The sequence below is a fragment of the Bradyrhizobium sp. LeoB3 genome, assembly GCF_055456055.1.
The window spans coordinates 31,523-55,100 of sequence record NZ_JBVBEF010000016.1 but is presented as its reverse complement, the minus strand read 5'-3'; the positions used below and the strand labels follow the sequence as shown (position 1 = coordinate 55,100).

Genomic DNA, 23,578 nt, shown 5'->3' with positions numbered 1-23,578 from the left:
TTCTCCCTCCCCATTGTTCGTTGGCTCGTCACATGCCGAGATAGGCCTTGCGCACGCGGTCGTCGGCGCGCAGGGTTTCGTTGTTGCCTTCGAGGACGACGCGTCCGGCCTCGAGGACATAGCCGTGATCTGCGGACTCCAGCGCCTCCGCCACGCGCTGCTCGACCAGCAGCATGGTCAGGCCGGACTGCCGGCGGATCTCGATCAGCCGCTCGAAGACGAAATCCGCGGTCGATGGCGCAAGCCCCATCGAAGGCTCGTCCAGCATCAGCAGTTTTGGCGAGGAGGCGAGGCCGCGTCCAATCGCGAGCATCTGCTGCTGGCCGCCGGACAGGGTGCCTGCGAACTGGCTGCGGCGCTCCGCCAGCACCGGTAGCCACGCGAAGATGCGTTCGATATTCGCTGCCCAGTCGCGCCGGCCGCTCTCGGTCATCGCGCCCATTTCCAGGTTCTCCATCACGGTGAGCGAAGGAAAAACCTGGCGGCCTTCCGGGACGTGGGCGATGCCAAGGTGGGCGCGCTGCGCAGGTGGTACTGCGAGGAGATCGACACCGTTAAAGAAGATCCCGCCGCCGCTCGGCCTCAGGATGCCGGAAATGGTCTTGAACAGGGTCGTCTTGCCGGCGCCGTTCGGTCCAACGATGGCGACGAACTGGCCTGCATCGACATTGATGGACACACCGTTCAAGACAGGCTTTGCCGAGTAGCCCGCGCTCAATCCCTCAATGCGGAGCATGGGCCATCCATTTCTTGCCGAGATAGGCCTCGATCACGCGGCCATCGCGCGTGACCACCTCCGGCTCGCCCTCCGTGATGACGGCGCCATGGTCGAGCACGAGGAAGCTGTCGACCAGGCGAACCATCGCCTGCATCGTGTGCTCGATGATGGCGATCGTCATGCCGTCGCGCGCAAGCTGCTGGATCACGGCGACGACCTCATCCGCCTCGCCATGGCCGAGGCCCGCGAGCGTCTCGTCGAGCAACAGGATGCGCGGCTGGCCTGCGAGTGCGCGCGCGAGCTCCATCAAGCGCAGTTCCTTGGTCGAGAGCTCGCCGGCGACGCGGTCTGCCACCGCAGAAAGGCCGACGCGCGCGACCGCGTCGGCGGCAAGCTTTCGCGCCTCTTCGTCAGTTCGTGCGCGCACATAGGCGCCGACCACGACATTGTCGAGGATCGACATGCGCAGGAATGGACGCATGACCTGGAAAGTGCGGCCGACGCCGGCCTCGCAGATCGTATGCCGGCGCTCGCCGGACATGTTGCGGCCATCGATCAGCACTTCGCCCTGGTTCGGTCGCAGGAAGCCGTTCAGGAGATTGAAAAGCGTCGTCTTGCCGGCGCCGTTCGGGCCGATGATCCCGAGGATTTCGTTCTTGTGCAGTTTGAAGCTGACGTTCTGGACGGCTTTCAAGCCGCCGAAAGAGCGAGAGAGGTTCCGGACCTCAAGCACAACTTCGCCGGTTGCGGCTCGCTGTCGGCCGGGCCGGGGCGACGTCACGGTTGTCGCCGGAGCTTGCGATCCATCCACCATCGCGGCCGCTTTTGGCGCCAGCCGCTTGCGCAGGAGATCTCGCAATTTCCAGAACAGTCCTTCCGGAGCGACCAGGATGACGCAGACGATGGCAAATCCGAAGATCACGCCCTGGATGCCAGGGAAACGTGCGCCGGCCTCGGCATGCAGGATCTCGGCCAGCGGGATCAGGATCACAGAGCCAATGACAGGGCCCCAGACGGTGCCGACGCCGCCGAACATCGCAACCGTCAGCGCCTGCGCCGACACCAGCATGCCGAACACCGATTGCGGGGTGACCACCAGCAGCACCTGCGCATAGAACGCACCGATGGCGGCAGCTATCGCGCCGCTGAGCGTGATCGCGCGCAGCTTCCAGGCCAGCGTATTGATGCCGGCGGCCTCGGCTGCGGCCTCGTTCTGCTTGATTGCCAGCAGCGCCATGCCAAAGCGGGAACGTTCGATGACCCGCGTCAGCAGGATCGTGGCAAGCATGATCGCCAGCGCCAGCAAGGTGTAGAGCCGGGGATCGGCAAACTGCATATAGGCGATCGGGGCGTCGCGCTTGATCGGGAGCGTGACTTCCTGGAAGCCGAGCCACTCGAACACGTAGAGAATGGCGAGCGGATAGGCCAGCATCGCCAGCGCGAAGTAGTGGCCCTGCAGACGAAAGGTCGGAAATCCGATCAGCAGCCCGGCAATGCCACCAAGCATTGCGGCGACCGGAATCAGGAGCCAAGGCGATAGGTCGAAGTAGATTTGTCCGAGCGCTGTCGTATAGGCGCCGATCCCGAAAAAGGCGGCGTGCCCGAACGAGATCAGCCCGGTGTATCCGCTCAGCAGATTCCAGGACAAACCGAACACCGCCCATACCGGGACCAGCGTCAGAACCAGTTGATAGTACGAGTTGGTGACGCTGAGCGAGATCGCCGCATAAGCGATCGTGAAGACGAGAGCAGGGACCAGCGAGCGCAATTGGTGCACGGTCATGTCCTCTCGACCATGCGCCCGAAGAAGCCTTGCGGGCGGAAGAAGATGATGAGGAGGAACACGACAAAGATCGCGGCGTTCTGCAACTGCGTCGGCAAAATCAGTGTCGACATCTGCTGGACCAGCCCGATCGTCATGCCGCCCCAGAAGGCGCCGATGATGCTGCCCATGCCGCCGAGAACGACGCCGGCATACATGACGATGACGTATTCGAGCCCGACGAAGGGATGGAACGGATAGTTGGTGGCGAGCAGGCCGCCGGCAATGGCCGTGATGCCGGAGCCGAGCGCGAAGGCGGTGCGGTGCGCACGATCGACGTCAATGCCCATATAGGTCGCGGCGGTCGGATTGTCGGCTGCGGCACGAAGCGATTTTCCGATCCGCGACCGCGTGATCAAGAGCGACAGCAGCGTCATGATCAACAGTGAAACGACAGCGTCGATGCCGCGCGCCTTGTTGATGAAGATGCTCATATCGAAGACCGGGCCGAGTTCCCATGCCGAGCTCGACAGTGGCGTGCGGATAGAAGCCAGCACCGACCCGAAGATGATGAGGCCGCCATTCTGGAGGATCAGCGCGATGCCAAGCGTCAGGATGAGCTGAGCATAGTGACCTTCACCCTCGAGCGAGGCCGTGCGTGTGCCCGACACATGCGAAATCAGGGTAAGGTGAACGACATAGCCGAACAGCGCGAGCACAGGGCCGGCCAGCAGGATCGCGATGAAGGGTCCGACAGCATTGCCGAAGATGACCTGGACGCCAGCGGCGGTGAACAGGTAGAAGGCGACATACATGCCAAGCATCATGAAATCGCCATGGGCGAAATTGATGACCCGCATGACGCCGAAGATCAGGCCAAGTCCGACGCACATCAGGCCGTACACGGCACCGATCAGCAGGCCTGCGGCGAGGGCTTGCAGAAATCCTTCCATCAGCAAGATCTCCGCGGCGCAGGGATAAGGCCATTTTGCCGGCCGTCCTTCGCTGTCGTCGCTGCAACGCTGGTCTCCCGGTCCGCCATTTCACCTCCGCAATGTCTGGCGTTTCCTATGACGCCGATCGCAAAATCCGCTCCGGCGAGTCCAGCCGGCATTGCGCCGCGATCACGCTGGCATCGCAAAGCTGCTCGCAGCCATCGACGAGTTGTTCGAGGCGTTGCGCGCGGTCTTCGCCGATGACACGCGTTGCCGCAGTTCGAAAGCGTGCGCGAATATCTGCAGGCGTTGCCGGAACGACATCGGCCAGGGCGTGTCTGATCGTTCTTCCGTCACGCAGGAACACCGTCACTTCCGCGCCTTGCTTGCCGGGGAAAGAGGCGGTGAAGCCGGGATCACTCCGCAGGCTGGTTGCTGCAACGAGACGGAGGATTTCGGGGTCGTCCAGTTCCGCGTAGTTGTCTTCTTCGATCTCACCCCGCGCAAGCGTTGCTGCGACGCTGAACGGAATGCTCATCTTGGCCTGCAGTGCGTTCCGGTAAGGCCCCTTCGAGTCGCATCCGGGATAGCGAACGGCGGCATCCGGAGCGCGAATGATGATGCGATCGACGTCATCCGTGTCGGCGAGTTCGTGCGAGGCTCGAAGCGCGGCCTGCGCCGCGGTTTGGGCGAAGTTACAGGCCGGTGCCGGCTTGTTGTAGACGGCCATGATCTCGCACTCGCCGCCGCCGAAGAGTTCGATGCTGATGGGCGCTGTCTCGCGCCGATAGGCCGCGAACAGGCCGGCTTCGCCTTCGAGGATCATCTCCGACCCGAATGCGCCGGCTGCGGCGAGGCCTATTGCCTTGACCGCATTGCTTGTAGCGAAGCCGGGATGAAAATACATGTCTGAGGCGCCAGTGTGTGGCCACTGGTTCAAGCCGCTTGAGGTGTTGGCGGCGATGGCCATGGCGCTGGTCGCGGCGTCCTCGGACAGCCCGAGTGCGAAGCTTCCGGCCAGTGCTGCACCAAGCGGTGCAACCAACCCCGTCGGGCGGTACAAGCGTGCGAGCTCGGACGTAAAGAGCGCCCGGCCAATCCGCGCACCGGTCTCGTAACCGATGATGGCGGCGGCGAGCAGGGTGGTGCCACGCAGCGGAGCCTGCTCCGATAGCGCGAGCAGGGTTGGCCAGATCACGACGCCATGATGCGATATGCTGGCGGCATGCATGTCTTCTCGCACCAGCCCATGCCCCATCACGGCGTTGGCGAAAGCGGCGTCAGCCGGCGAGGCAAGCCGCGAGCTACCGATGATGGTTGCGCCGTCGCTAGCGGCGTGCGCGATCGTGACAGCCTGACGGCTCCAGGGGTGAGTGCCTGCCTCGAAGGCGCAGGACAGGAAATCGAGCAGGCAGGCCTTTGCTTTCGCGATCACGTCGGGCTCGAAATCCGCGAGATCGACGGCAAGCGCGGATCGCGCCATCTGCCGCGCGAGCGATGCCTTGCCGGATCCGGTCGGGCCGATCGTCATCGCAATCGCTGCTCCCTGAAGCGTTGTGATCAGCCGCGCATCTGCACTCCGGCCCATTCCTCGACCACCTTGGCGATCGAGGTGAAATCGGATGCGGCGCCATATTTGGCATTGGTGATCGCGAGCATTTGCCGCACCACGGCGCCGCACACCATGGGCACGCCCATGGCTTCGGCCTCATCGACGCACAGCCGGACGTCCTTGTAGGAGAGGCCGGTGGTGAAGCCGAAATCGAAAGTGCCGGGCAACACCGAACGCGGGAACTTGTCTTCGGATGCGCTGTTGCGGCCGCTGCTGGCATTGATGATATCGATCAGGACCTTGGCGTTGACGCCGCCCTTCACGCCCATCGCCACGGCTTCGGATGTGATGACCAGAGCCGCCGCTGCCATCAGATTGTTGGCGAGCTTGGCTGTCTGCGCCACGCCGGGCTTGTCGCCGGTGTAGAACAGCTTGCCGAAGTTCTTCAGGATTGGCTTGACAGTCTCATAGGTCGTCTGCGGACACGACACCATGACCGCCAGCGTGCCGTTGACAGCACCTTTGATGCCGCCACTCACGGGCGCATCGACCAGTGTCATGCCTTTTGCTTGCAGGCCCTCTGCCACGAGCTTGGCTGCGCCCGGGCCGGTGGTGGACAGATCGATCACGATTCGCGCGCGGCTCCCGCTGCTGATCCCATCCGGACCGAGCGCGACCGCCTTCACAATGTCTGGAGTGGGCAGGCTGGCCAGCACGATATCCGCGCGAGAGGCGACATCGGCAGGCGACTTGGCCAGCTGTGCACCGCGCTTGACCAGCGGCTCCGTCGCTTCGCTCTGTGTATCGTAGACGACCAGCGAATAGCCGGCGTCCATCAATCGCCCCGCCATGGGACCGCCCATGCGACCCGTGCCAATGACGCCGAGCGTCTCTCCCGCCATCGTTCACTCCCGTGCCCGCGCGTTTCCAGGACGAACGCGCTCTTGTTGTTGTCGTTTGTCGTCATCGAGGCAGCAGTTCCTGCACCCGCGGTCCTCACTGTTCGGATTGTCAGTCAATCTGTCAAGCAGAACATTTTGTGGTCGACAGTTGGCCGCGGGTCGGCTTATGGTTTTTGAAAACCGAGGAATCCGCTCAGGTGACACAAAACGAGGTTTCAAGCGTCAGCCGGACGCTCGGCGAATTTGTCGCCGCCACATCATGGGCGGATGTCGCGAGGCAAGGTCACGACGCCAAACGGTCCCTTCTCAACTTCTTCGCGACCGCACTGGGTTCGGCCCACGATCCGGCGGTGACGACCGCCCTGCAGACATTGTCGCCGTTCAGCGGCTCTCAGACCTCCGCGATCATCGGCCGCTCCGAGCGGCTCGATGCCCTGTGCGCGTCATTCATCAACGCCATCTCCGCCAACCTGCTCGACTTCGACGACACCCATCCCGAAACGATCATTCATCCGGCCGCGCCGGTTGCAGCTCCGGTGCTGGCACTCGGGCAGGCGCGCAAACTGTCGGGACGCGATGTGTTGACGGCCTTCATCCTCGGCGTCGAGGTCGAGTGCCGCATCGGCAATGCGGTCTCGCCGCGCCACTATGCGCGCGGCTGGCATATCACCTCGACCTGCGGGATATTCGGCGCGGCAGCCGCCTGTGCAAAGCTGCTGAGACTACAGGCCGACGGCATTGCCGACGCGATCGGGATTGCCGCAAGCCAGTCGGCAGGCAACGTCGAGAACCTGCCGACCGCCGCCAAGAATGTGAGCGTCGGCAATGCCGCGCGTAACGGGCTTTTTGCCGCACTGCTCGCTCAGCAGGGGTATGCGGCCGCGCCCCGCGCCATCGAAGGGCCTCTCGGATGGGCGCGCACCATGGGCGACGAACCCGATCTCGACCGTCTGCTTGGTGGCCTCGGCAATACCTGGGAGATCGCAAGAAATACCTACAAGCCCTATCCAGCCGGCATCGTGTTCCATGCCGTCATCGACGCTTGCTTCCGCCTTCGCGATCGGATCGGTGGGCGGACCGATCAAATCGATTCTGTGACGGTGCAGGGCTCCGCATTGTTACTGGCGCGAGGTAATCGGCCGGTACATAACGAGCGTGACGCGCGCGTGAGTATCCATCATTGCGTGGCATGCGGTTTACTCATCGGTGCGGCCGGCATTGGCGAATTTGCGCACGAGACGGTGTTCCGACCCGACGTCGTGCAGTTGCGACAGAAGGTGAGGGCTGATCGTGACGACACGATGCCTGATGGCGCGGCCCGGGTGAGTGTGCGCCTGGTGACCGGCGACGTCTTCACTGAGACCGTCACGTCCCCACGGGGCAGTCTGGCCAATCCGCTCACCGATCGCGACATCGAAGCCAAGCTACGCGACTGCGCGCGGGCCGGCGGTAGCGATTGGGACGCGGACGGCGTCATCGAGGCAGTCCGGCAAATCGATGTGCTCGATGACATCTCCGAACTGATGCAATGCTCTCCAAACCTGAAAGGACGATCATGAGCAAAAGCGAGTTGTTCGAAAAGGGCCTCAAAGTTCGCAAGGAAGTGCTCGGCGAGGACTACGTCAACAAATCGATCGCAGGCGCCGACGAATTCACCCGGACGATGGCGGAATGGTCGACCGAGTTCTGCTGGGGTGCGCTGTGGACAAGGCCCGGGCTCGATCGGCGTACTCGCTCGATCGTCAACCTGGCCATGCTCGGCGCGCTTAATCGGCCGCATGAACTGAAGCTTCACGTCAAGGGCGCCCTGAAGAATGGACTTACCAAAGACGAGATCAAGGAAATACTGCTACAGGTCGCCGTCTATTGCGGCGTGCCCGCCGGCATAGACGCATTCCGCAATGCTCGCGACGCTTTCAACGAAGTTGAGACGAAGTGACCTGCAGGAGGCTCGCCGGCCCGCGTCTTGGCGGTCGCCGACGAGCGATCCTGCGATCGCCAGGCAACGTCAGTTTCTCAGCGTTCAAGAAGACGAGGGTGTGAACCGGCGGTGAGCCGGCCGGGCGATAGTGTGACACGTTGGTCGCTCTCGCGCCGTGGCAAGGCGCCTGACCCGGCGCTGGTGCGCTGGAATGCGCCGGAGACTTTCGATGACGAGGCGATGACGGAGATCAAGGCGTCGCGTTTGACGACCCCCTATCGCGCCCTGGCGATGGCGGTGCGCAATGAAGAGCGTGCGTTTGCCTTCTGGACTTATGTCGCGGCTTCACCGCAGATCCCGAGATCCGGATGGCGGCCGAAGGCATGGCACGCGAGGAACTTGCGCATGTGGCGACCCTGCGCAAGGAACGCCGCGGCGCCTATCACTGCGAGCACAAGGCGCGCGTCCTAGGACGTTCGCAGAGCCGCGCTCGCGAGCTTCGCGAAGAGGCCGAACTGATGTCGGCCCGCGCCGCCGGATTCGGATCCTTTCCTCCGGCGCTGCTGCAGGGAACTGATGCCCAGGCCATCGCCGAGGCTCTGACCGACGCCTATCTCGACGGTGCCGAACGCTCGGACGATCCGGCGCGTCTTGAGCTTCTGCAGATGCTGGCCGAGCGTGCCATCGCCCGGCTTGCCTGGCTGCGCAGCCTGGAGCCTGCCGTCGAGCCTAAAGCGCGATGATCTTGGGAAACAATCATCGTCGCGCGTGCCTCACACGATCGGTACCCCTTCAGGAAAACGGCCAGATCACGCTGACTCCCGCCGAGCAAGGTGGTCAAACAGATTCATCGGGAGCGGAAAGACCACGGTCGAGGACCGTTCGCCCGCGATGTCGTGCAGCGCCGCGAAATAGCGTAGCTGCATCGCCTGCGGCTCCTGGGCGAGGATCCGGCCGGCCTCGACGAGCTTTTCGGCGGCCTGCTGCTCGCCCATCGCATTGATCACTTTCGCCCGTCGCAGCCGTTCCGCTTCGGCCTGCTTGGCGATTGCGCGCACCATGGTTTCGTTGATATCGACATCCTTGATCTCGATTCCAGTCACCTTGATGCCCCATACATCGGTCTGCTTGTCGAGGATCTCCTGGATGTCAGCGTTTAACCTGTCGCGTTCTGCCAGCATCTCGTCAAGTTCGTGCTTGCCGAGTACCGAGCGCAGCGTGGTTTGTGCGAGCTGGCTGGTCGCGGCCATGTAATCGCCGACCTTGATGATCGCGCGCTCAGGATCGACGATGCGAAAGTAGAGAACGGCATTGACCTTGACCGAGACGTTGTCGCGCGAAATCACGTCCTGGGGCGGCACGACCTGCACCATCACTCTGAGATCCACCTTCACGAGTTGCTGCACGGCCGGAATGAGGATGATGAGGCCCGGGCCCTTCACTCCGGTGAAACGGCCGAGCGTGAAGATGACGCCGCGCTCATATTCCCGCAGGATGCGAATGGCCTGGGTCAAGAAAAGGATGACGACCAGCACAAGCGCTGCATAGGTCAAGTAATCAAGCATCATGATTTCCCTCCTTCGCCGGTCGGGACTGGCGCGCGCCGCACCACCAGCGTCAGATCGACGATGTTGGCGACCTCAACCATCTCACCGGGCCTGAAGGTTTCGGTGCCGCGTGCTTGCCATCGCTCGCCGTGCGTGAAGACATGACCTTCATTCTCGGACCAATCGAGGACCTTGGCGGACAGGCCTCGCATGGCTTGCGCGCCGACCCGCACGGGACCGCTGCGAGCGCGCCGAAGCGAGCCGAGCACGACGAGAACGAAGCCGATGAACGTCGCCGTCACGATGGCGATGAGCCACCACGACAGTCGGTAGCCGGGCGCTTCGACCCTGAAGAGCATGACCGCTCCCAGTACAAAGGCGATGACTCCGCCGAGCCCGATCACGACCGTCGGGTTAAAGGCCTCGAAGGCAAGAAGCGCGATCCCGACCAGCATCAAGGCGAGGCCGGCGTAGCTGATCGGCAGCAAATTGAGGGCGTAAAGGCCCAGCAGCAGGCAGATCGTGCCGACGACTCCGGGGGCGACCGTGCCGGGGGACATGAATTCGAAGATGAGCCCGTAGACGCCAACCATCAGGAGAATGAACGCGACGTTGGGATCAGTGATGACCGCCAGGAACCGGGAGATCCATCCGGGATCGATTATTTCGACGACCGCGTCTTTCGTCGCCAGACGTTGCGTCTTGCCACTTGCAACCTCGACGACGCGACCATCGACCTTCGCGAGCAGTTCGGCCGGATCGCGTGCGATGAGATCGATGACATGTTCCTGCAACGCGCCGTTGGCGGAGAGGGTCGCGGCCTCGCGCACCGCCTTCTCGGCCCAGTCGGCATTGTGGCCGCGCAGTTCGGCGAGGCTGCGGATGAGGGCGACGGCATCATTCGTCACCTTTGCCGTCATCGCATCCTTTGGCTCGGGCTGGTGGTCGCTATCCTTCTTGTCTTTGCCGTCCTTGTCCGGGGTACCGCCCGGCAGGCCCGGTATCGGACCGCTAATCTGCACTGGCGTCGCGGCACCGATATTGGTGCCCGGCGCCATTGCCGCGATATGGGTCGCGTAGAGAATATAGGTCCCGGCGCTTGCGGCATGGGCTCCGGAGGGAGCGACGTAACCTACGACAGGAACAGGCGAAGCGAGCACATCCGAGATGATCTCGCGCATGCTGGTGGTGAGACCGCCCGGTGTATTCAGACGCAGAATGACAATGTCCGCGCGTCGTTCGGCTGCCTTGGCCAGAGCATCCTTCACGTAACTTGCCGACGCCGGTCCGATCGCTCCGTCGAGCGAAATGGTCAGTGCAAGACTGCGGTTCTCCTCCGCTAAGCCGGGAAGGAGGGAGACAACCAGAGCGACGATTGCAATCGCCGCAACGAGGGCCGCCTTTACGGTCTGCACGGCAAGGACTCCCTTGTCGAAGATATGGGGTTCCGTCCAGGAACCTCAATGGCCGTGGACCACGTACGCGGATGCCGTTGTGCGGTGCGATAGCTACGGTCGACGTATGCGCCGCGCGCGGAGTTCTCATCAGGCGCCTGCTTCCGTTCTTGAAAAGGCTGAACCGATCCGGTGCGGCAGACTGCAGGCGAAGCGGGCGCCGCACAGTCCTCGCTTGGTTCTCGCCTGGGTTGGTTTCTTTCGACTGGGCTGATGATAGGCTGATCGCCTGGGTGGAAATTTACCAACTGCTTGGGGCTTCTCTAAATGACGGCCGCATCAGGCCTGCGCCCCATCTATGCATGCGCAGGATGGGAAATCGACCTTGCCAGACGGGAATTGCGCTCTCAGGGAGTGCCCGTGCCGTTGGGGGGACGGGCCTTTGAGATCATTGCGGAATTGGTCCAGGCAGAAGGCGAACTGGTTCCCAAGAGTGATTTGACCAAGCGGGTCTGGCGGGGGGTATTCGTCGAGGAGGGCGCGCTTCGTGTGCACATCGCGGCGATCCGCAAGGCCCTCGGTTCGGATCGCGACATGCTGGCCACGACGGTCGGCCGGGGATATCGCCTTCTGGGATCATGGCAGATCCGGCATGTCGATGCGCCGGCTCAGCCGGCTGCGCCTGAACTGTCGCCGTCGACCAACATTCCGGCCGCGACGTTCAATCTCATCGGTCGCGCTACGGCGATCGCTCACCTATGGGAGCTTCTGTCGGCCTATCGAGTCGTGAGTCTCGTCGGGCCCGGCGGGATCGGCAAGACAGCGCTGGCGCTGCAGGCGGCCAGGTCGCCGCCGGCCGGACTGACGGCCGACCGGTTCCTCATCGAACTGGCCTCGCTTTCAAATCCCGAACTCGTGCCTTCAGCGGTTGCCAGCGTGCTCGGCATCAAACTGGAAGGTGAAGAGATCTGCGCAGAGGCCATCGCGCGTGCCATCGGAGTGCGAGAGTTGCTGGTCGTTTTCGACAATTGCGAGCATGTCATTGGTGCCGTAGCTAGGCTCACCGAGACGATCGTCAGCCGCTGCCCCGGTACGACCATTATCGCGACCAGCCGCGAGGCCCTGCGCATCGATGGCGAACATGTCTATCGCGTGCCTCCACTGGAAGTGCCGCCTGAGCCTCTGCTCGCATCGGACGCCATCTTTGAACACACCGCAGTCGAACTGTTCATGACCAGGGCGAAGGCACAGGGTTCTAGCTTCGAGCGCGACGAGGAGAATCTTGGCGCCATTGCCGCTATTTGCCGCCGGCTCGACGGCATTCCGCTCGCCATTGAGTTTGCCGCGGCACGCGCGGCGATGCTTGGGCCGCCCAAGATCGCGGCGCTTCTGGACGACAGATTTAAATTCCTCACGACGGGCCGGCGCACCGCGCTGCCCCGGCAGCAAACGCTGCGCGCGACGCTCGACTGGAGCTATGACCTGCTGCCGGAGGCGGAGGCGCGGGTCCTGCGGCGGCTCGGCATCTTCGCCGGCGATTTCCTGCTCGACGCAGTGATTGCGGTTGCCGGCGATCACGAGAGGGGCGAAGTCACCGACCACCTCGCCAATCTGGTCGCAAAATCCCTTGCCGTCGCCGACATTCGTGGCGACCGGCCGCACTACCGCCTGCTGGATACGACGCGCGCTTACGCGCTGGAAAAGCTGCATGGCTCAGGGGAATATTTCGATGCAGCGCGCCGTCACGCGCAATATTATCGCGTCTTCTTCGCCAATGCAGAAGCCGAAAGCGAGTTGAAGCCGCAGGCCGAGTGGCTTGCCATTTACGGCCGGCATATCGACAACGTGCGTGCCAGCCTTGATTGGGCATTCTCCCCCGGCGGCGATGCGCAGATTGGTGTGGCATTGACCGCGGCCGCAGTGCCGCTCTGGGTACAACTGTCGCTGCTCGCGGAGTGCCGCGAGCGCACCGAGTTGGCGCTGGCAAGGATCGATGAAGCTTGCCCGGAAGCATTGCGCCTGCGCATGCAGCTTTCGGCCGCACACGCCTGGTCGCTGATGTATGGCGTGGGCAGGGCCCGCGAGGCCGGTCCCGCCTGGGCCTTGGCGTTGCAACTCGCCGAGCAACTCGGCGACGCCGATTATTTGCTGCGCGCGCTGTGGGGACTGTGCATCGATCAGTTCAACAACGGAGAATTTCGCAAGGCGCTGGAGTTTGCGCACCGCTTCGCCGAAATCGCAGGTGGCTCGAGCAACTCCGTCGACCTGATGATGGCCGATCGGCTGCTGGCTACCACGCTGCACTACCTCGGCGACCAGAACCTCGCGCATCATTACATCACGCGGACCTTGTCGCGCCTTTCGGATCTATCGCCAAAGCCGCAGGTGATCCGCTTTCGCTTCGACCTAAGAGTATCGGCGCACTATTTCCAGGCTCGCATCCTGTGGCTCATGGGGCTAGCAGACCAGGCCTTGCGCGTGGTCGAACACAACATCGAGGAAGGCCGAGCGAGCGGCCACGCGCTGACGTTCTGCAGCGTGCTGGGGCAGGGCGCCTGCCCGATCACTTTCCTTGCCGGCGACCTCGATGCGGCGGAACGCTACTGTGCACTGTTGATCGAGCATACTGAGCGGCACCCGATCCGCCTGTGGAATTTGTGGGCCCGCGCCTTCAGAGGCATGGTGATGGCTAAGCGCGGCGGCGTTGCGACGGGATTGCCGGTGCTGCGGAAAGCGCTCGAGCTGGCGGGCGAGGCGCGGTTTTTGCCGCGCTTCCTGCTTCCTCTTGGCGAATTGGCGATCTGTCTCGGCGAGGCAGGCGACGTCGCGCAGGGGCTTATTGCCGTCAATGAGGCGCTTGCGCGTTGCGAGGCGAGGGAAGAGCAATGGTACCAGGCCGAGCTGTTGCGCATCAAAGGCGAGCTGCTGCTCCACGCCGGTGAACGTCGCTCGGTTGCCGCCGCCGAGCAGTCCTTCGACAAGTCGCTCCAGGTTGCGCGCAGCCAGGGCGCGCTGTTTTGGGAGTTGAGGACGGCAATCAGTTTTGCGCGATTGAGAGCCACTCAGGACCGTCCTGCCAACGCGCACCACATCCTTGCCTCCGTGTACGGAAAGTTCACCGAGGGGTTCGAGATTTCGGACCTGAGAAGCGCAAAAGCAATGATGGCGCAGTTTTCCACCGAGTGAGCCGCCCTGCGTCGTGCCGTCGTCGCCGATCCGGGGCCCGGCCTGTGGATCAGTTACGGCATCGTACGCCAACATGGCGGCGAACTATTCGCTGCCAATGAACCGGAAGGTGGCGCTACCTTTTCCTTCGCGCTGCCCGCGGCATAGTTGGCAGCCGATACGGGAAGCCTCGGTCAGCCGAGCCTGTCGCGAGAACACAGGCCTGCTCCATCTGCGGACCTTGGATCCACAGCGTTCGGAAGCGGACGCAGGCTTGGCCTTGCCCGGGCGCGACGTCAGGTGGCGATCCATTACCCCTTCACTGGCTCGCGCTGGTCGCGGCAACAGGCGTTGTGGCGGTCGCCCGCTTGCCGACTGCCAGATATACCGCAGCCGATACGCCGATGCCAAAGAGCCAGCTGAGATCGGCGCCGCCGAGCAGACCCGTCGAGATTGGTCCCTGCAACGCGCTGACGAGGCCGTCTTCGACCGACCAGCCTGCAACGAGACCTGCCAGGAAGGCGATGATTCCGCCCCAATTGATATCGCCATAGGCGCTGGTTTCCGGCGAGCGGTAGAGCTCGGCAACGTCGATCTGGCCCTTTCGCTTGATGTAGAAGTCGGCGAGCACGACACCGGCCCACGGGCTCATCCACAACAATAGGCTGATCATCCAGTTGTCGAATGCCTTCGCAAAGGACGGTGCGAAGATGAAGTAGAGCGTGACCAGATAGCCGGCGATGCCGACGATGATCGCTAGCGCGACGCGCGAGAGCTTGAAGCCTGCGCTAAGCGCGGCGAGCGCAGCCGAATAGACATTGAGGATATTGGTTGCGATCGGTCCGTGCAGCACCATCAGCAGCACCAGGATGCTGGTCGGACCGCCGAACACCGCGCTGACCATCTTGGCCGGATCGGTATCCAGTGTCGTGCTGGCGATCGTCGCGCCCAGGATGGCGAGCCACACGCTCGGGACGAACATGCCGACATAGCTGTACCAGAACACGGAGCTCGAGGGCACGCTCTTCGGCACGAAGCGCGAATAGTCCGAAGCCCAGGTGACCCAGGAGATGCCCCAGCCGACGCCGATCGCTGTCATCAGCAGCGTCAGCATCGCCAGATGCGCGCCACCCGAAAGGGACGTGGTGAGGCCCCAGTTGACGACGCCGGGACGCGACCACGCCAGCACGCTCATCAGGATCATGATGGCAACCGTCGCTGGCACCGTGTACTTCTCGAAGGTCCGGATCGCGTAGAAGCCGTACACGCCGATCCCGACCTGCAGCACCATCACCAGCGTGATGATGATGATCTCGACCAGCCAGGTGTCGGGAATGCCGAACTGACCAAGGATGGCGACTGCGATCTTCACGGGGAAGTAGGTGTTCACGCCGATCCAGCACAGCGTCATCAGGAACATCAGGATGCTCGGCAGATAGGCGCCGCGAACGCCGAAGGCCGAGCGGCTCAAGACCATTTGGTTGACGCCGGTCCTGTGGCCCATCACGGTGAAGGACGCAAAGATCGCGCAGCCGATGATGTTGCCGATCACGATCACCGCGATCGTTTCCATAAGGCCGAGCTTCAGGATGATACCAAGCGCGCCGAGGGCCCAGTTGACCGGCGCGATATTGGCGCCTGCCCAGATCCACATTTGCTGCGGTCCAGTGGAGTCCCGGTCAGCATCAGGAATAGGCTCGATGCTATGAATATCGGCGCGAAGCTCGGAATCCGTCATGACATCCCCCGTTCAATACGAAGCACGCTTCGTAATCGGCGGCCGCAGCAACAATCGTGCCATGGAAGTAGGGTGTAGCCGCGAAGCCTGCTGCTCGCGCGCCGACGCGGCGGGTGGTTCGAAGAATTGACGCTGTCTTTTCAAGGCCGAGACGGCATCGCTCTTGGTCTATGTCGACGTGCAGGCCGGCTGTTGCATGCTTGGTCATGCCAGTCCGGGCGTCAGCAGAGCCGGGACCGCAATTGCGAGCGTGCGATCACGGATTGTGCAGCCCGCGCCAAAAAGACAGCCAACGGCTCGCGTTCCATCTAGTCGAAAAGGGCGGTCGCGCTGTCGCGACTGGCGTTGCCTGCAACGATGCGTTGCATCATTTCGATGAACAAGCCGCGTTCCTTCTCTGTCAAGCCACCGAGGGTTGCGCGGTGTGCGGCGCGCGCCGATGCTTCAATCTTGTCGAGCAGGGCCTTTCCGGTCGATGTCAACCTGCACAGCCGGGCGCGTCGGTCGTCCTTGTTGACGGCTCGTTCGACCAGATTTCGGGCGGCGAGTCGCTTCAGCGCACCCGTCGTCGTGGTCCGATCCAGCGCGATATCGGCCGCCAATGTGGTCTGATCGGCGGTTCCTCGCACCGCCAGCGCCGAGAGCAGGCTGTATTGCAGCGGCGTTATCTCGAATTCGCCGCACGCCTCCTGGAACAGCGCGACGTGAATCTGATGCAGGCGCCGGATCAGGAACCCAGGTCTTTGTGACAACGGCCAAGGGCGATGTCTGATCTCACCACGACGGTTCTTCGCTTGCTGCAACGCACAGTCTCCAGCCTTGGAACGTGGCGCGAGTAGCCCGATTCGAGTGCACGCGCCATCACCAGATCATGGCATGAAGCTTGCTTTTTGAAAAATACGAAGCATGCTTCGTATTTCCGGGAGGGCGGGACCCAGCCCGCCGGCGAGAGCAAGGAGAATGTTCATGTCCATCAGCGCCAGCTTCGACCTGCTATTGCGTGGCGGTCGCGTGATCTGCCCGGCTTCCGGCATCGACGGCGTCCGGGACGTTGCCATTCGCAACGGCAAGATCGCGGCGATGCAGGCGGATATCCTGCCAACCAGCGCGAGGGAAGTGATCGACGTCGCCGGCAAGCTGGTGTTGCCGGGACTGATCGATACGCACGCGCATGTCTATCAATATGTCACCGGACGTTTCGGCATGAATGCCGACATGGTCGGAGTGCAGTCGGGCGTCACAACGCTGGTCGATCAGGGCGGTCCATCCTGCATGACGCTTCCGGGCTTTCGCCACTTCATCGCCGAATCTGCGAAGTCGCGCGTCTATGCGTTCCTGTCGGCCTACCTCGTTGGCGGGCTCGAAGGACATTACTATCCGCAGCTCTATAGCCCCGAAGGCGTCGATATCGATGCCACCGTGAAGGCGGCGAGGGCCAATCTTGATATCGTTCGCGGCATCAAGGCGCATGCCGAGATCGGCGGTTTTGCGCGCTGGGGCATCCGCGTCATCGAAATGTCAGCGGAGATCGGCCGCCGCGCTGATCTGCCTGTCTATGTCCATTTCGGTCAGCTCTGGGGTCTGCCTGAAAGCGGCGCCAACGGCGAGGATGCCGACACGATCCTGACGCGTGTGATCCCGCTGTTGCGCGAAGGGGATATCTTAGCGCATCCGTTCACGCGCCATCCCGGCGGCTTCGTCAACCGCGAGGGCGAGGTGCATCCGGTGATTCAGGCAGCGCTCGACCGTGGCCTCAAGATCGATGTCGGCCACGGCAGCCATTTCTCCTACCGGCTTGCCAAGAAGGCGATCAGTGCCGGCATCGTTCCGACCACGCTCGGCGCCGACATCCATGGCTACAACACCCATGTGCCCGCGCCGGCCGGTACACCGGACCAACACGAGGATGAAGAAAATCATCCATTCGCGGGCCAGGCGAAATTCAGTTTGGTGCAGGCGATGAGTTCGATGATGGCGCTGGGGCTCTCGCTCGAGCAGGTGGTGCCGATGGTCACCTCCAATCCGGCGAAGATGCTTGGCCGTGATGAGGAGATCGGCGCGCTCAAAGTCGGCAGGGATGCCGATGTCTCGGTGCTCACGGAGCACACCGGGCGATTTGTCCTTCGCGACAACGAGAAGACTGAAGTCATTGCCGAGCGGCTGCTGCAGCCGACGTTCTGTTTGCGTGCCGGCACGCGCTACGACGCGGTCGCGCCGATCCTGCCGCAAGCGGTTGCGGCGTAAGGAGGCCGCAGCAGTCCGATCGGGGGACGCCACCATGCGCAACGAGCGTGACTTTTCCTCCGCACCTGGGGCAGGCGCCGGGCAGGGCGTCGGCGCGCGGCTGCCGCGCAAGGAGGACGATCGGCTGATGCGTGGCCGCGGCCAGTTCGTGGCCGACATTCGTCTCGCCGGGCTGCAGGATGTTGCGTTCGTGCGCAGCCCGCTGGCCCATGCGCGGATCAGCGGTATCCATGTGCCCGAACGTTATCGTGGAAAAGTCTTCACCGCCGCCGATCTCGTCGGTGTCAAGCCGATCCGCGCGGTGTCGGCGCTGCCGGGCTTCAAGATTTCCGAACAACCGGTGCTCGCCACCGGCAAGGTCCGTCAGGTCGGCGAACTCGTCGCGATGTGCGTGGCGCCGACGCGTGCCGAAGCCGAGGATATCGCGGCTTCTGTCACGCTCGATCTCGAAGAGCTTCCCGCGGTCTACGACATGCTGAAGGCGCGCGAACCTGGTGCGGCGCTGGTGCACGAGCACTGGGGCGACAACGTCTTCCTCGAGACCAATTATGAGGTCGACATCTCAGCAGCGCTGGATGCGCCGATCAAGGTGACGCGCGAGATCTCGACCGCACGACAATGCATGTCGCCGCTCGAAGGGCGCGGCGTGGTCGCCACTTTCGATCACCGGCTCGATCAGCTCACGCTCTATTCCGCCGCCCAAATGCCGCATGTCACCCGCAGCGGCCTTGCCGAGTGCCTTGGCATGGAGGAGGGGAGGATTCGCCTGATCTCGCCCGATGTCGGCGGCGGTTTTGGCCACAAGGGAATTCTGCTTCCCGAGGAAGTCTGCCTCTCCTGGCTGACCATGCGCTGTGGCCATCCGGTGCGCTGGACGGAGGATCGCCGCGAACATCTCACCGCCAGCTCAAACTGCCGGGAGCACCACTACAAGATCACGGTCTATGCCAACAGTGACGGAAGGCTGCGCGGCATCGATTGCGAGGCGACGGTCGATTCCGGTGCCTACTCGTCCTATCCGTTCTCGGCATGCCTCGAGGCGGCGCAGGTCGCAAGCATCCTGCCCGGTCCCTACCTGATGCCGGCCTATCGCTGCCGGACTTTCTCGGTCGCGACCAACAAATGCCCGATCCTGCCTTACCGCGGGGTCGCACGCACCGGGGTCTGCTTTGCGCTGGAACTGATGCTCGATCTGGTTGCGGCGGAGGCGGGCCTCGAGCCCGGCGAAGTGCGGCTGCGCAATCTGATCCAACCGGAGCAGATGCCGTTCGACAACATCACCAAGAAACACTTCGACAGCGGCGATTATCCCGAGGCGATGCGGCGCGCGCTCGCTGCGATAGATATCGATGCGGTGCGTGCCCGCCAGCGCGAGGGCGAGCCGGACGGACGGCGGATCGGCGTCGGCGTCTCCGTCTATTGCGAGCAGGCGGCGCATGGCACCTCCGTCTATGCCGGCTGGGGCATTCCGATGGTGCCGGGCCATGAGCAGGCATCGGCACGGCTGACGCCCGACGGTGGTCTCGAACTGCGCGTCGGAGTGCATTCGCACGGGCAGAGCATGGAGACGACGCTTGCCCAGGTCGCCCACGAGATGCTCGGCGTCGATGTCGGAAGCGTGCGCATCATCCTTGGCGACACCGCGATGACGCCCTATTCGACGGGGACCTGGGGATCGCGTTCGATGGTGATGGCGGGTGGCGCAGTCGCCACCGCGTGCCGCGAACTCGGCGAGCGCGCCAGGCGCATCGGCGCCAAGCTGTTGCAGCACGACCCGGCATCGGTGGTGCTGCAGAACGGCGAGGTGCGCGGCGTCAACGGCAGCGTGACATTAAAGGAGATCGCCTACACTTGGTATCGCCGCCCGCAGGACCTGCCTGCCGATGTCGATCCCGGCGGGCTTGAAGTCACCGCCGGCTACAAGCCGCAGCGTGACAGCGGCACCTTCAGCTATGCAGCGCATGCAGTCGTTGTCGCTGTCGATCGCGATTTGGGAGAGGTCGAAATCCTCGACTATGTCGTCGTCGAGGATGGCGGCGTGCTGGTCAATCCGATGGTTGTGGACGGCCAGATCTATGGCGGCCTCGCGCAGGGCGTCGGCACCGCGCTCTACGAAGAGATGCCGTTCGACGGATCCGGCCAGCCGCTCGCGACGACGCTCGCCGACTATCTCCTGCCCGGACCGACCGAAGTGCCCGCGCCGCGCCTCGACCACATGGAGACGCCGTCGCCCTATACGCAGTTCGGGGTGAAGGGCATCGGCGAGGGCGGCGCGATCGCACCGCCGGCCGCGATCGCCAATGCCGTCAACGATGCGCTGAGACCGCTTGGTGTCGAGATGATGCAATCGCCGATCACGCCTCACCGCATCGTCGAAGCCATCCTCGCCGCTCGCGATGCAGAAAGGACGGCGGCATGAAACCCGCGCCTTTCAGCTATGAGCGCCCACGCGATCTGGCGGCGGCGCTTGCGCTGCTGGCTGAAACCGACGGTGCGGCAAAGATCATCGCCGGTGGTCAGTCGCTCGGTCCGATGCTGAACCTGCGGCTGGTCCAGCCGGAATTGGTCGTCGACATCACTGGCCTTGCCGAACTCAAGCAGGTGGAGCGACACGGCGACGAGCTTGTGCTCGGGGCCTGCATCACGCACGCCGACATCGAGGATGGACGAACGCCGGATGTGACGCGTGGCGCCATGCGGGGTGTCGCCGCCAACATTGCCTACCGTGCGGTGCGCAACCGCGGCACGATCGGCGGCTCGCTCAGCCATGCCGATCCGGCCGCGGACTGGGTGTCGGCGCTTGCGGCTTTCAGCGCGCGGCTCACGCTGCGCAGCCTCGCAGGTGCACGTACGGTCGCGATGGAAGATTTCATCCTTGGAGCGCTCGAATCGGCACTGCGTCCCGGCGAGATCGTCGAGACCATCCATGTTCCGGCACGACCGGCATCGGCACATTGGGGCTACGTCAAGAGCTGCCGCAAGACCGGCGAGTTCGCGCATGCGCTTAGCGCGGTGCTGATCGATCCGAGCGCCGCGACGGCGCGCGTGGTGATGGGCGCGATCGACACCGCACCGATCGTGATCACGGATGCCGCGGAACTGTTCGGTGGCCGCGTCGCCGGCGACTACAAGGAACGTTTTGACGTGCGCGTCGCCGACGGTCTTCTCGCCAAGGCTGGCATCGGCAATCCGGCCGACCGACATATCCATGTGAGCGTGCTCAGGCGCGCCGTCCGTGAGGCGGCCGCATGAACACGATTGCGCTTAACGTCAACCGACGTGTGGTACAGGCTGAGGCGGAGCCGCGCACGAGTCTGGCCGATTTCGTTCGCGACAAGCTTGATTTGACCGGTACGCATCTTGGTTGCGAGCATGGTGTCTGCGGCGCCTGCACGGTGCTGCTCGACGGTGTGCCGGCGCGCTCCTGCATCACTTATGCCGTGGCTTGCGAGGGGGCCGATGTCACCACGATTGAGGGCCTCGATGAGGATGACATCACGACCGAGCTGCGCGCTGCCTTCACCCGCGAGCACGCCTTGCAGTGCGGCTATTGCACGCCTGGCATGCTGGTCTCCGCGCGCGACCTTGTCCTGCGCCTGACCGCGGCCGATGAGCGCCAGATTCGCGTCGGCCTGAGCGGCAATCTCTGCCGCTGCACCGGGTACGTCGGCATCGTGCGCGCGGTGCAGTCCGTGATCGAGGCGCGGCGTGCCCGCAGCATCGCACCCGAGCCGGACGGCGGCCGCAAGGTCTTGGGGCCAGCGGGCTCCAGGCGAAGTGGGCGAGACGGTGCGATCCAGGTCCCGCAGCCAATCCAAACTGAACCCACCTATGCATCCGAGACGGTGGCATCGCTGGCCGAGATTCCTGACTTCACCCCGGCCAACCGGCTCGAACGGGACTTCACGCTCCCGTACCCGCCGAAGGATGTCTTTGCGATGTTCGATGACATCGCCGCCGTCGCGGCCTGCCTGCCAGGCGCGTCGTTGACGGCGGTCCCGAGCCCTGAACGGGTTGAAGGCGCCATCCGCGTCAAGCTTGGTCCGATCGCTGCGACATTCCTGGGCTCGGCCCGCATCGAGCGCGAACCGAAAAATCTCTCCGGTCGCATCGTCGGCATCGGCAACGATCGGCGCAGCCGATCGGCGACCCAGGGCGAAATCCGGTACCAGCTGGCGCCGATCGAGGAGGGCGCGGCGACGCGCGTCGATCTCTTGATCGGATACACGCTGACGGGAATGCTGGCGCAGGTCGGGCGGCCGGGATTGGTGCGCGACCTCGCCGAGCGGCTGATCGCGGAATTTGCCGCCAATCTCGATCGCCGCATGTCGGGGGCCTCGCCCGAGCAGGCAACCGCGAAGGAGCTGAAGGGATTTTCGATGATTTCAGGTGTTTTTCGCGCGCGCATCGCGCGCTGGTTGGGTCGCTTCGTCCGGCGAGACGGAGCGGCATGATGTTTCGGCGTCTCCCCATATCGCGGGGCGGCGAGGTTGGGACTGCGCGGAGATCAACAGAGCAATTGGAGAGCTACATGATTAGGACTTCCTGGATTGTTCCGGCAATTGCGCTGGCGACCGCTTTGCTCGGGGGCGGGGCCGAGGCGCAAACCATCAAGATCGGTGTGAACGAGCCACTTACCGGCGCGTTCGCCGCATCCGGCACTTATGTTGTCAACGGCGCCAAGATCGCCGCCGACGAGATCAACGCCAAGGGCGGCATTCTCGGCAAGAAGATCGAGCTTGTCATCGAGGACAACAAGAGCAATCCGACCGAGGCCGCCGCCGTCGCCGAGAAGCTGATCACCAGCGACAAGGTGCCGGTGCTGATGGGCGCCTGGGGCTCGAGCCTGACGCTTGCGGTGATGCCGAAGCTGATCGAGTACGAGACGCCGATGGTCGTCGAGACGTCGTCGTCCAGCAAGATCACCACCACCGGAAATCCCTTCATCTTCCGTATCTCGCCGCCCTCGTCGGTCGAAGCGGCCGCCTTCAAGGGCATCGTCGACAAGCTCGCGCTCAAGAAGGTCGATTTCCTCGTCATCAACAACGACTGGGGCCGCGGCACGGCGGACGATTTCGCCAAGATGATGAAGGAGAAGGGGATCGGCATCGGTCTGGTCGAGACCATGGACCAAGGCGCGCAGGACATGAGCGCGCAGCTCTCCAAGATCAAGGGCTCGGACTCCGAGACCGTGATCGTCACGACCGCGGTCGACCAGCTCACTCTGATCTTCAAACAGGCGGCGGCGCTGGGCCTCAAGAAGCGCATCATCACCACCGGCGGCTCGCAAAATCCGGATCAGATCATCGCGCAGGCGGGCGCCGCGGCCAACGGCACCATGCACCTGACGACTTTCCTGCCCTGGTTCCCCGAGAAGACGCCGAATCCGGAAGCTACCAACTATTTCGTGTCGGAATGGAAGAAGCGCGGCTTCGACTTTGCCGGCTGCACCGAGAGTTTCCGCGGCTATGACGGCATCCGTACTGCGGCAGCTGCGATCGAGAAGGCGGGCAAGGCGGAGCCCGGGGCCATCAAGGCGGCGCTGTGGGACATCAAGGTGAAGGGCTTGAACGGCGATATCGTGTTCCGCAAGTCCGGCCCGGAAGGCAAGGAGAGCGGCCAGAGCCAGCCGAACGTCTACCTGATCGAGATCAGCGACGGCAAGGTCGACATGAAGACTCTCTGATCTCGCGTCATCTA

Annotated in this window: 18 protein-coding genes; 9 read left to right on the top strand and 9 right to left on the bottom strand. The window is 63.5% G+C overall.

Features of this window, described 5'->3' with window-relative positions; all coding sequences use genetic code 11:
- Positions 1–28 precede the first annotated feature (28 nt).
- The 5 genes from ACZXDY_RS13975 to ACZXDY_RS13955 form a co-directional block, all read right to left on the bottom strand.
- Positions 29–736, bottom strand: coding sequence for an ABC transporter ATP-binding protein (locus tag ACZXDY_RS13975; protein ID WP_028164711.1), 708 nt, complete (start codon positions 734–736; stop codon positions 29–31).
- A complete protein-coding gene (locus ACZXDY_RS13970) occupies positions 723–2,501 on the bottom strand; it encodes a branched-chain amino acid ABC transporter ATP-binding protein/permease (protein ID WP_464345892.1) in 1,779 nt (592 codons plus the stop codon). The genes ACZXDY_RS13975 and ACZXDY_RS13970 overlap by 14 nt, the downstream gene beginning before the upstream one ends.
- On the bottom strand, positions 2,498–3,433 hold the full coding sequence (locus ACZXDY_RS13965; RefSeq protein WP_464345891.1) for a branched-chain amino acid ABC transporter permease: 936 nt from the start codon (positions 3,431–3,433) through the stop codon (positions 2,498–2,500). The genes ACZXDY_RS13970 and ACZXDY_RS13965 overlap by 4 nt, the downstream gene beginning before the upstream one ends.
- A 115-nt stretch (positions 3,434–3,548) precedes the next feature.
- The gene (locus ACZXDY_RS13960; protein WP_464345890.1) at positions 3,549–5,003 is read right to left on the bottom strand and encodes an MmgE/PrpD family protein; all 1,455 of its coding nucleotides are present in this window, start codon (positions 5,001–5,003) and stop codon (positions 3,549–3,551) included.
- Positions 4,976–5,869, bottom strand: a complete 894-nt coding sequence (locus ACZXDY_RS13955; RefSeq protein WP_456641958.1) for an NAD(P)-dependent oxidoreductase — start codon at positions 5,867–5,869, stop codon at positions 4,976–4,978. Before ACZXDY_RS13955 ends, ACZXDY_RS13960 begins: the two co-directional genes overlap by 28 nt.
- Positions 5,870–6,066: 197 nt before the next feature.
- Here ACZXDY_RS13955 and ACZXDY_RS13950 point away from each other — a divergent pair, with 197 nt between their 5' ends.
- The 3 genes from ACZXDY_RS13950 to ACZXDY_RS13940 all read left to right on the top strand — a co-directional run bounded on the left by ACZXDY_RS13950 (position 6,067) and on the right by ACZXDY_RS13940 (position 8,533).
- Entirely contained in the window at positions 6,067–7,428 is a 1,362-nt protein-coding gene (locus ACZXDY_RS13950; protein WP_464345889.1) for an MmgE/PrpD family protein, read from the top strand.
- Positions 7,425–7,808 carry a carboxymuconolactone decarboxylase family protein gene (locus tag ACZXDY_RS13945; RefSeq protein ID WP_028164705.1) on the top strand — a complete coding sequence of 128 codons (384 nt, stop codon included), beginning with the start codon at positions 7,425–7,427 and terminating at the stop codon, positions 7,806–7,808. The genes ACZXDY_RS13950 and ACZXDY_RS13945 overlap by 4 nt, the downstream gene beginning before the upstream one ends.
- 350 nt (positions 7,809–8,158) lie before the next feature.
- On the top strand, positions 8,159–8,533 hold the full coding sequence (locus ACZXDY_RS13940; RefSeq protein ID WP_464345888.1) for a hypothetical protein: 375 nt from the start codon (positions 8,159–8,161) through the stop codon (positions 8,531–8,533).
- 66 nt (positions 8,534–8,599) lie between these two features.
- Here the strand turns inward: ACZXDY_RS13940 and ACZXDY_RS13935 are convergent, their stop codons facing one another.
- The gene (locus ACZXDY_RS13935) at positions 8,600–9,358 is read right to left on the bottom strand and encodes a slipin family protein (RefSeq protein ID WP_208820658.1); all 759 of its coding nucleotides are present in this window, start codon (positions 9,356–9,358) and stop codon (positions 8,600–8,602) included.
- Positions 9,355–10,752 carry an NfeD family protein gene (locus ACZXDY_RS13930; protein WP_464345887.1) on the bottom strand — a complete coding sequence of 466 codons (1,398 nt, stop codon included), beginning with the start codon at positions 10,750–10,752 and terminating at the stop codon, positions 9,355–9,357. Before ACZXDY_RS13930 ends, ACZXDY_RS13935 begins: the two co-directional genes overlap by 4 nt.
- Positions 10,753–11,058: 306 nt before the next feature.
- On the opposite strand from ACZXDY_RS13930, the gene ACZXDY_RS13925 reads away from it, so the two are divergent.
- On the top strand, positions 11,059–13,917 hold the full coding sequence (locus tag ACZXDY_RS13925) for an ATP-binding protein (protein WP_464345886.1): 2,859 nt from the start codon (positions 11,059–11,061) through the stop codon (positions 13,915–13,917).
- Between the two features lie 298 nt (positions 13,918–14,215).
- On the opposite strand, the gene ACZXDY_RS13920 is transcribed toward ACZXDY_RS13925, so the two are convergent.
- Both ACZXDY_RS13920 and ACZXDY_RS13915 read right to left on the bottom strand, forming a co-directional pair.
- Positions 14,216–15,634 (bottom strand): cytosine permease, encoded by a 1,419-nt coding sequence (locus tag ACZXDY_RS13920; protein WP_464345885.1) that lies wholly within the window; start codon positions 15,632–15,634, stop codon positions 14,216–14,218.
- A gap of 308 nt (positions 15,635–15,942) precedes the next feature.
- On the bottom strand, positions 15,943–16,437 hold the full coding sequence (locus ACZXDY_RS13915) for a MarR family winged helix-turn-helix transcriptional regulator (protein ID WP_464345884.1): 495 nt from the start codon (positions 16,435–16,437) through the stop codon (positions 15,943–15,945).
- A 163-nt stretch (positions 16,438–16,600) separates the two neighbouring features.
- On the opposite strand from ACZXDY_RS13915, the gene ACZXDY_RS13910 reads away from it, so the two are divergent.
- The 5 genes from ACZXDY_RS13910 to ACZXDY_RS13890 all read left to right on the top strand — a co-directional run bounded on the left by ACZXDY_RS13910 (position 16,601) and on the right by ACZXDY_RS13890 (position 23,564).
- Positions 16,601–17,878, top strand: coding sequence for an amidohydrolase/deacetylase family metallohydrolase (locus ACZXDY_RS13910; protein ID WP_464345883.1), 1,278 nt, complete (start codon positions 16,601–16,603; stop codon positions 17,876–17,878).
- A gap of 34 nt (positions 17,879–17,912) precedes the next feature.
- On the top strand, positions 17,913–20,297 hold the full coding sequence (locus ACZXDY_RS13905; protein WP_464345882.1) for a xanthine dehydrogenase family protein molybdopterin-binding subunit: 2,385 nt from the start codon (positions 17,913–17,915) through the stop codon (positions 20,295–20,297).
- Positions 20,294–21,130: an FAD binding domain-containing protein gene (locus tag ACZXDY_RS13900; RefSeq protein WP_464345881.1), complete on the top strand. Its 837-nt coding sequence runs from the start codon at positions 20,294–20,296 to the stop codon at positions 21,128–21,130. Before ACZXDY_RS13905 ends, ACZXDY_RS13900 begins: the two co-directional genes overlap by 4 nt.
- A complete protein-coding gene (locus tag ACZXDY_RS13895; protein ID WP_464345880.1) occupies positions 21,127–22,332 on the top strand; it encodes a xanthine dehydrogenase family Fe-S subunit in 1,206 nt (401 codons plus the stop codon). The genes ACZXDY_RS13900 and ACZXDY_RS13895 overlap by 4 nt, the downstream gene beginning before the upstream one ends.
- Positions 22,333–22,409: 77 nt before the next feature.
- Positions 22,410–23,564 carry an ABC transporter substrate-binding protein gene (locus tag ACZXDY_RS13890; RefSeq protein ID WP_464345879.1) on the top strand — a complete coding sequence of 385 codons (1,155 nt, stop codon included), beginning with the start codon at positions 22,410–22,412 and terminating at the stop codon, positions 23,562–23,564.
- Positions 23,565–23,578: the final 14 nt, after the last annotated feature.

Bases quoted from the DNA above. Each gene is read 5' to 3' on its own strand.
- ACZXDY_RS13960 (WP_464345890.1), bottom strand. From the start codon at position 5,003: ATGGGCCGGAGTGCAGATGCGCGGCTGATCACAACGCTTCAGGGAGCA.
- ACZXDY_RS13895 (WP_464345880.1), top strand. From the start codon at position 21,127: ATGAACACGATTGCGCTTAACGTCAACCGACGTGTGGTACAGGCTGAG.
- ACZXDY_RS13920 (WP_464345885.1), bottom strand. From the start codon at position 15,634: ATGACGGATTCCGAGCTTCGCGCCGATATTCATAGCATCGAGCCTATT.
- ACZXDY_RS13970 (WP_464345892.1), bottom strand. From the start codon at position 2,501: ATGACCGTGCACCAATTGCGCTCGCTGGTCCCTGCTCTCGTCTTCACG.
- ACZXDY_RS13955 (WP_456641958.1), bottom strand. From the start codon at position 5,869: ATGGCGGGAGAGACGCTCGGCGTCATTGGCACGGGTCGCATGGGCGGT.
- ACZXDY_RS13905 (WP_464345882.1), top strand. From the start codon at position 17,913: ATGCGCAACGAGCGTGACTTTTCCTCCGCACCTGGGGCAGGCGCCGGG.
- ACZXDY_RS13940 (WP_464345888.1), top strand. From the start codon at position 8,159: ATGGCGGCCGAAGGCATGGCACGCGAGGAACTTGCGCATGTGGCGACC.
- ACZXDY_RS13935 (WP_208820658.1), bottom strand. From the start codon at position 9,358: ATGATGCTTGATTACTTGACCTATGCAGCGCTTGTGCTGGTCGTCATC.
- ACZXDY_RS13945 (WP_028164705.1), top strand. From the start codon at position 7,425: ATGAGCAAAAGCGAGTTGTTCGAAAAGGGCCTCAAAGTTCGCAAGGAA.
- ACZXDY_RS13890 (WP_464345879.1), top strand. From the start codon at position 22,410: ATGATTAGGACTTCCTGGATTGTTCCGGCAATTGCGCTGGCGACCGCT.
- ACZXDY_RS13975 (WP_028164711.1), bottom strand. From the start codon at position 736: ATGCTCCGCATTGAGGGATTGAGCGCGGGCTACTCGGCAAAGCCTGTC.
- ACZXDY_RS13910 (WP_464345883.1), top strand. From the start codon at position 16,601: ATGTCCATCAGCGCCAGCTTCGACCTGCTATTGCGTGGCGGTCGCGTG.
- ACZXDY_RS13925 (WP_464345886.1), top strand. From the start codon at position 11,059: ATGACGGCCGCATCAGGCCTGCGCCCCATCTATGCATGCGCAGGATGG.
- ACZXDY_RS13900 (WP_464345881.1), top strand. From the start codon at position 20,294: ATGAAACCCGCGCCTTTCAGCTATGAGCGCCCACGCGATCTGGCGGCG.
- ACZXDY_RS13965 (WP_464345891.1), bottom strand. From the start codon at position 3,433: ATGGAAGGATTTCTGCAAGCCCTCGCCGCAGGCCTGCTGATCGGTGCC.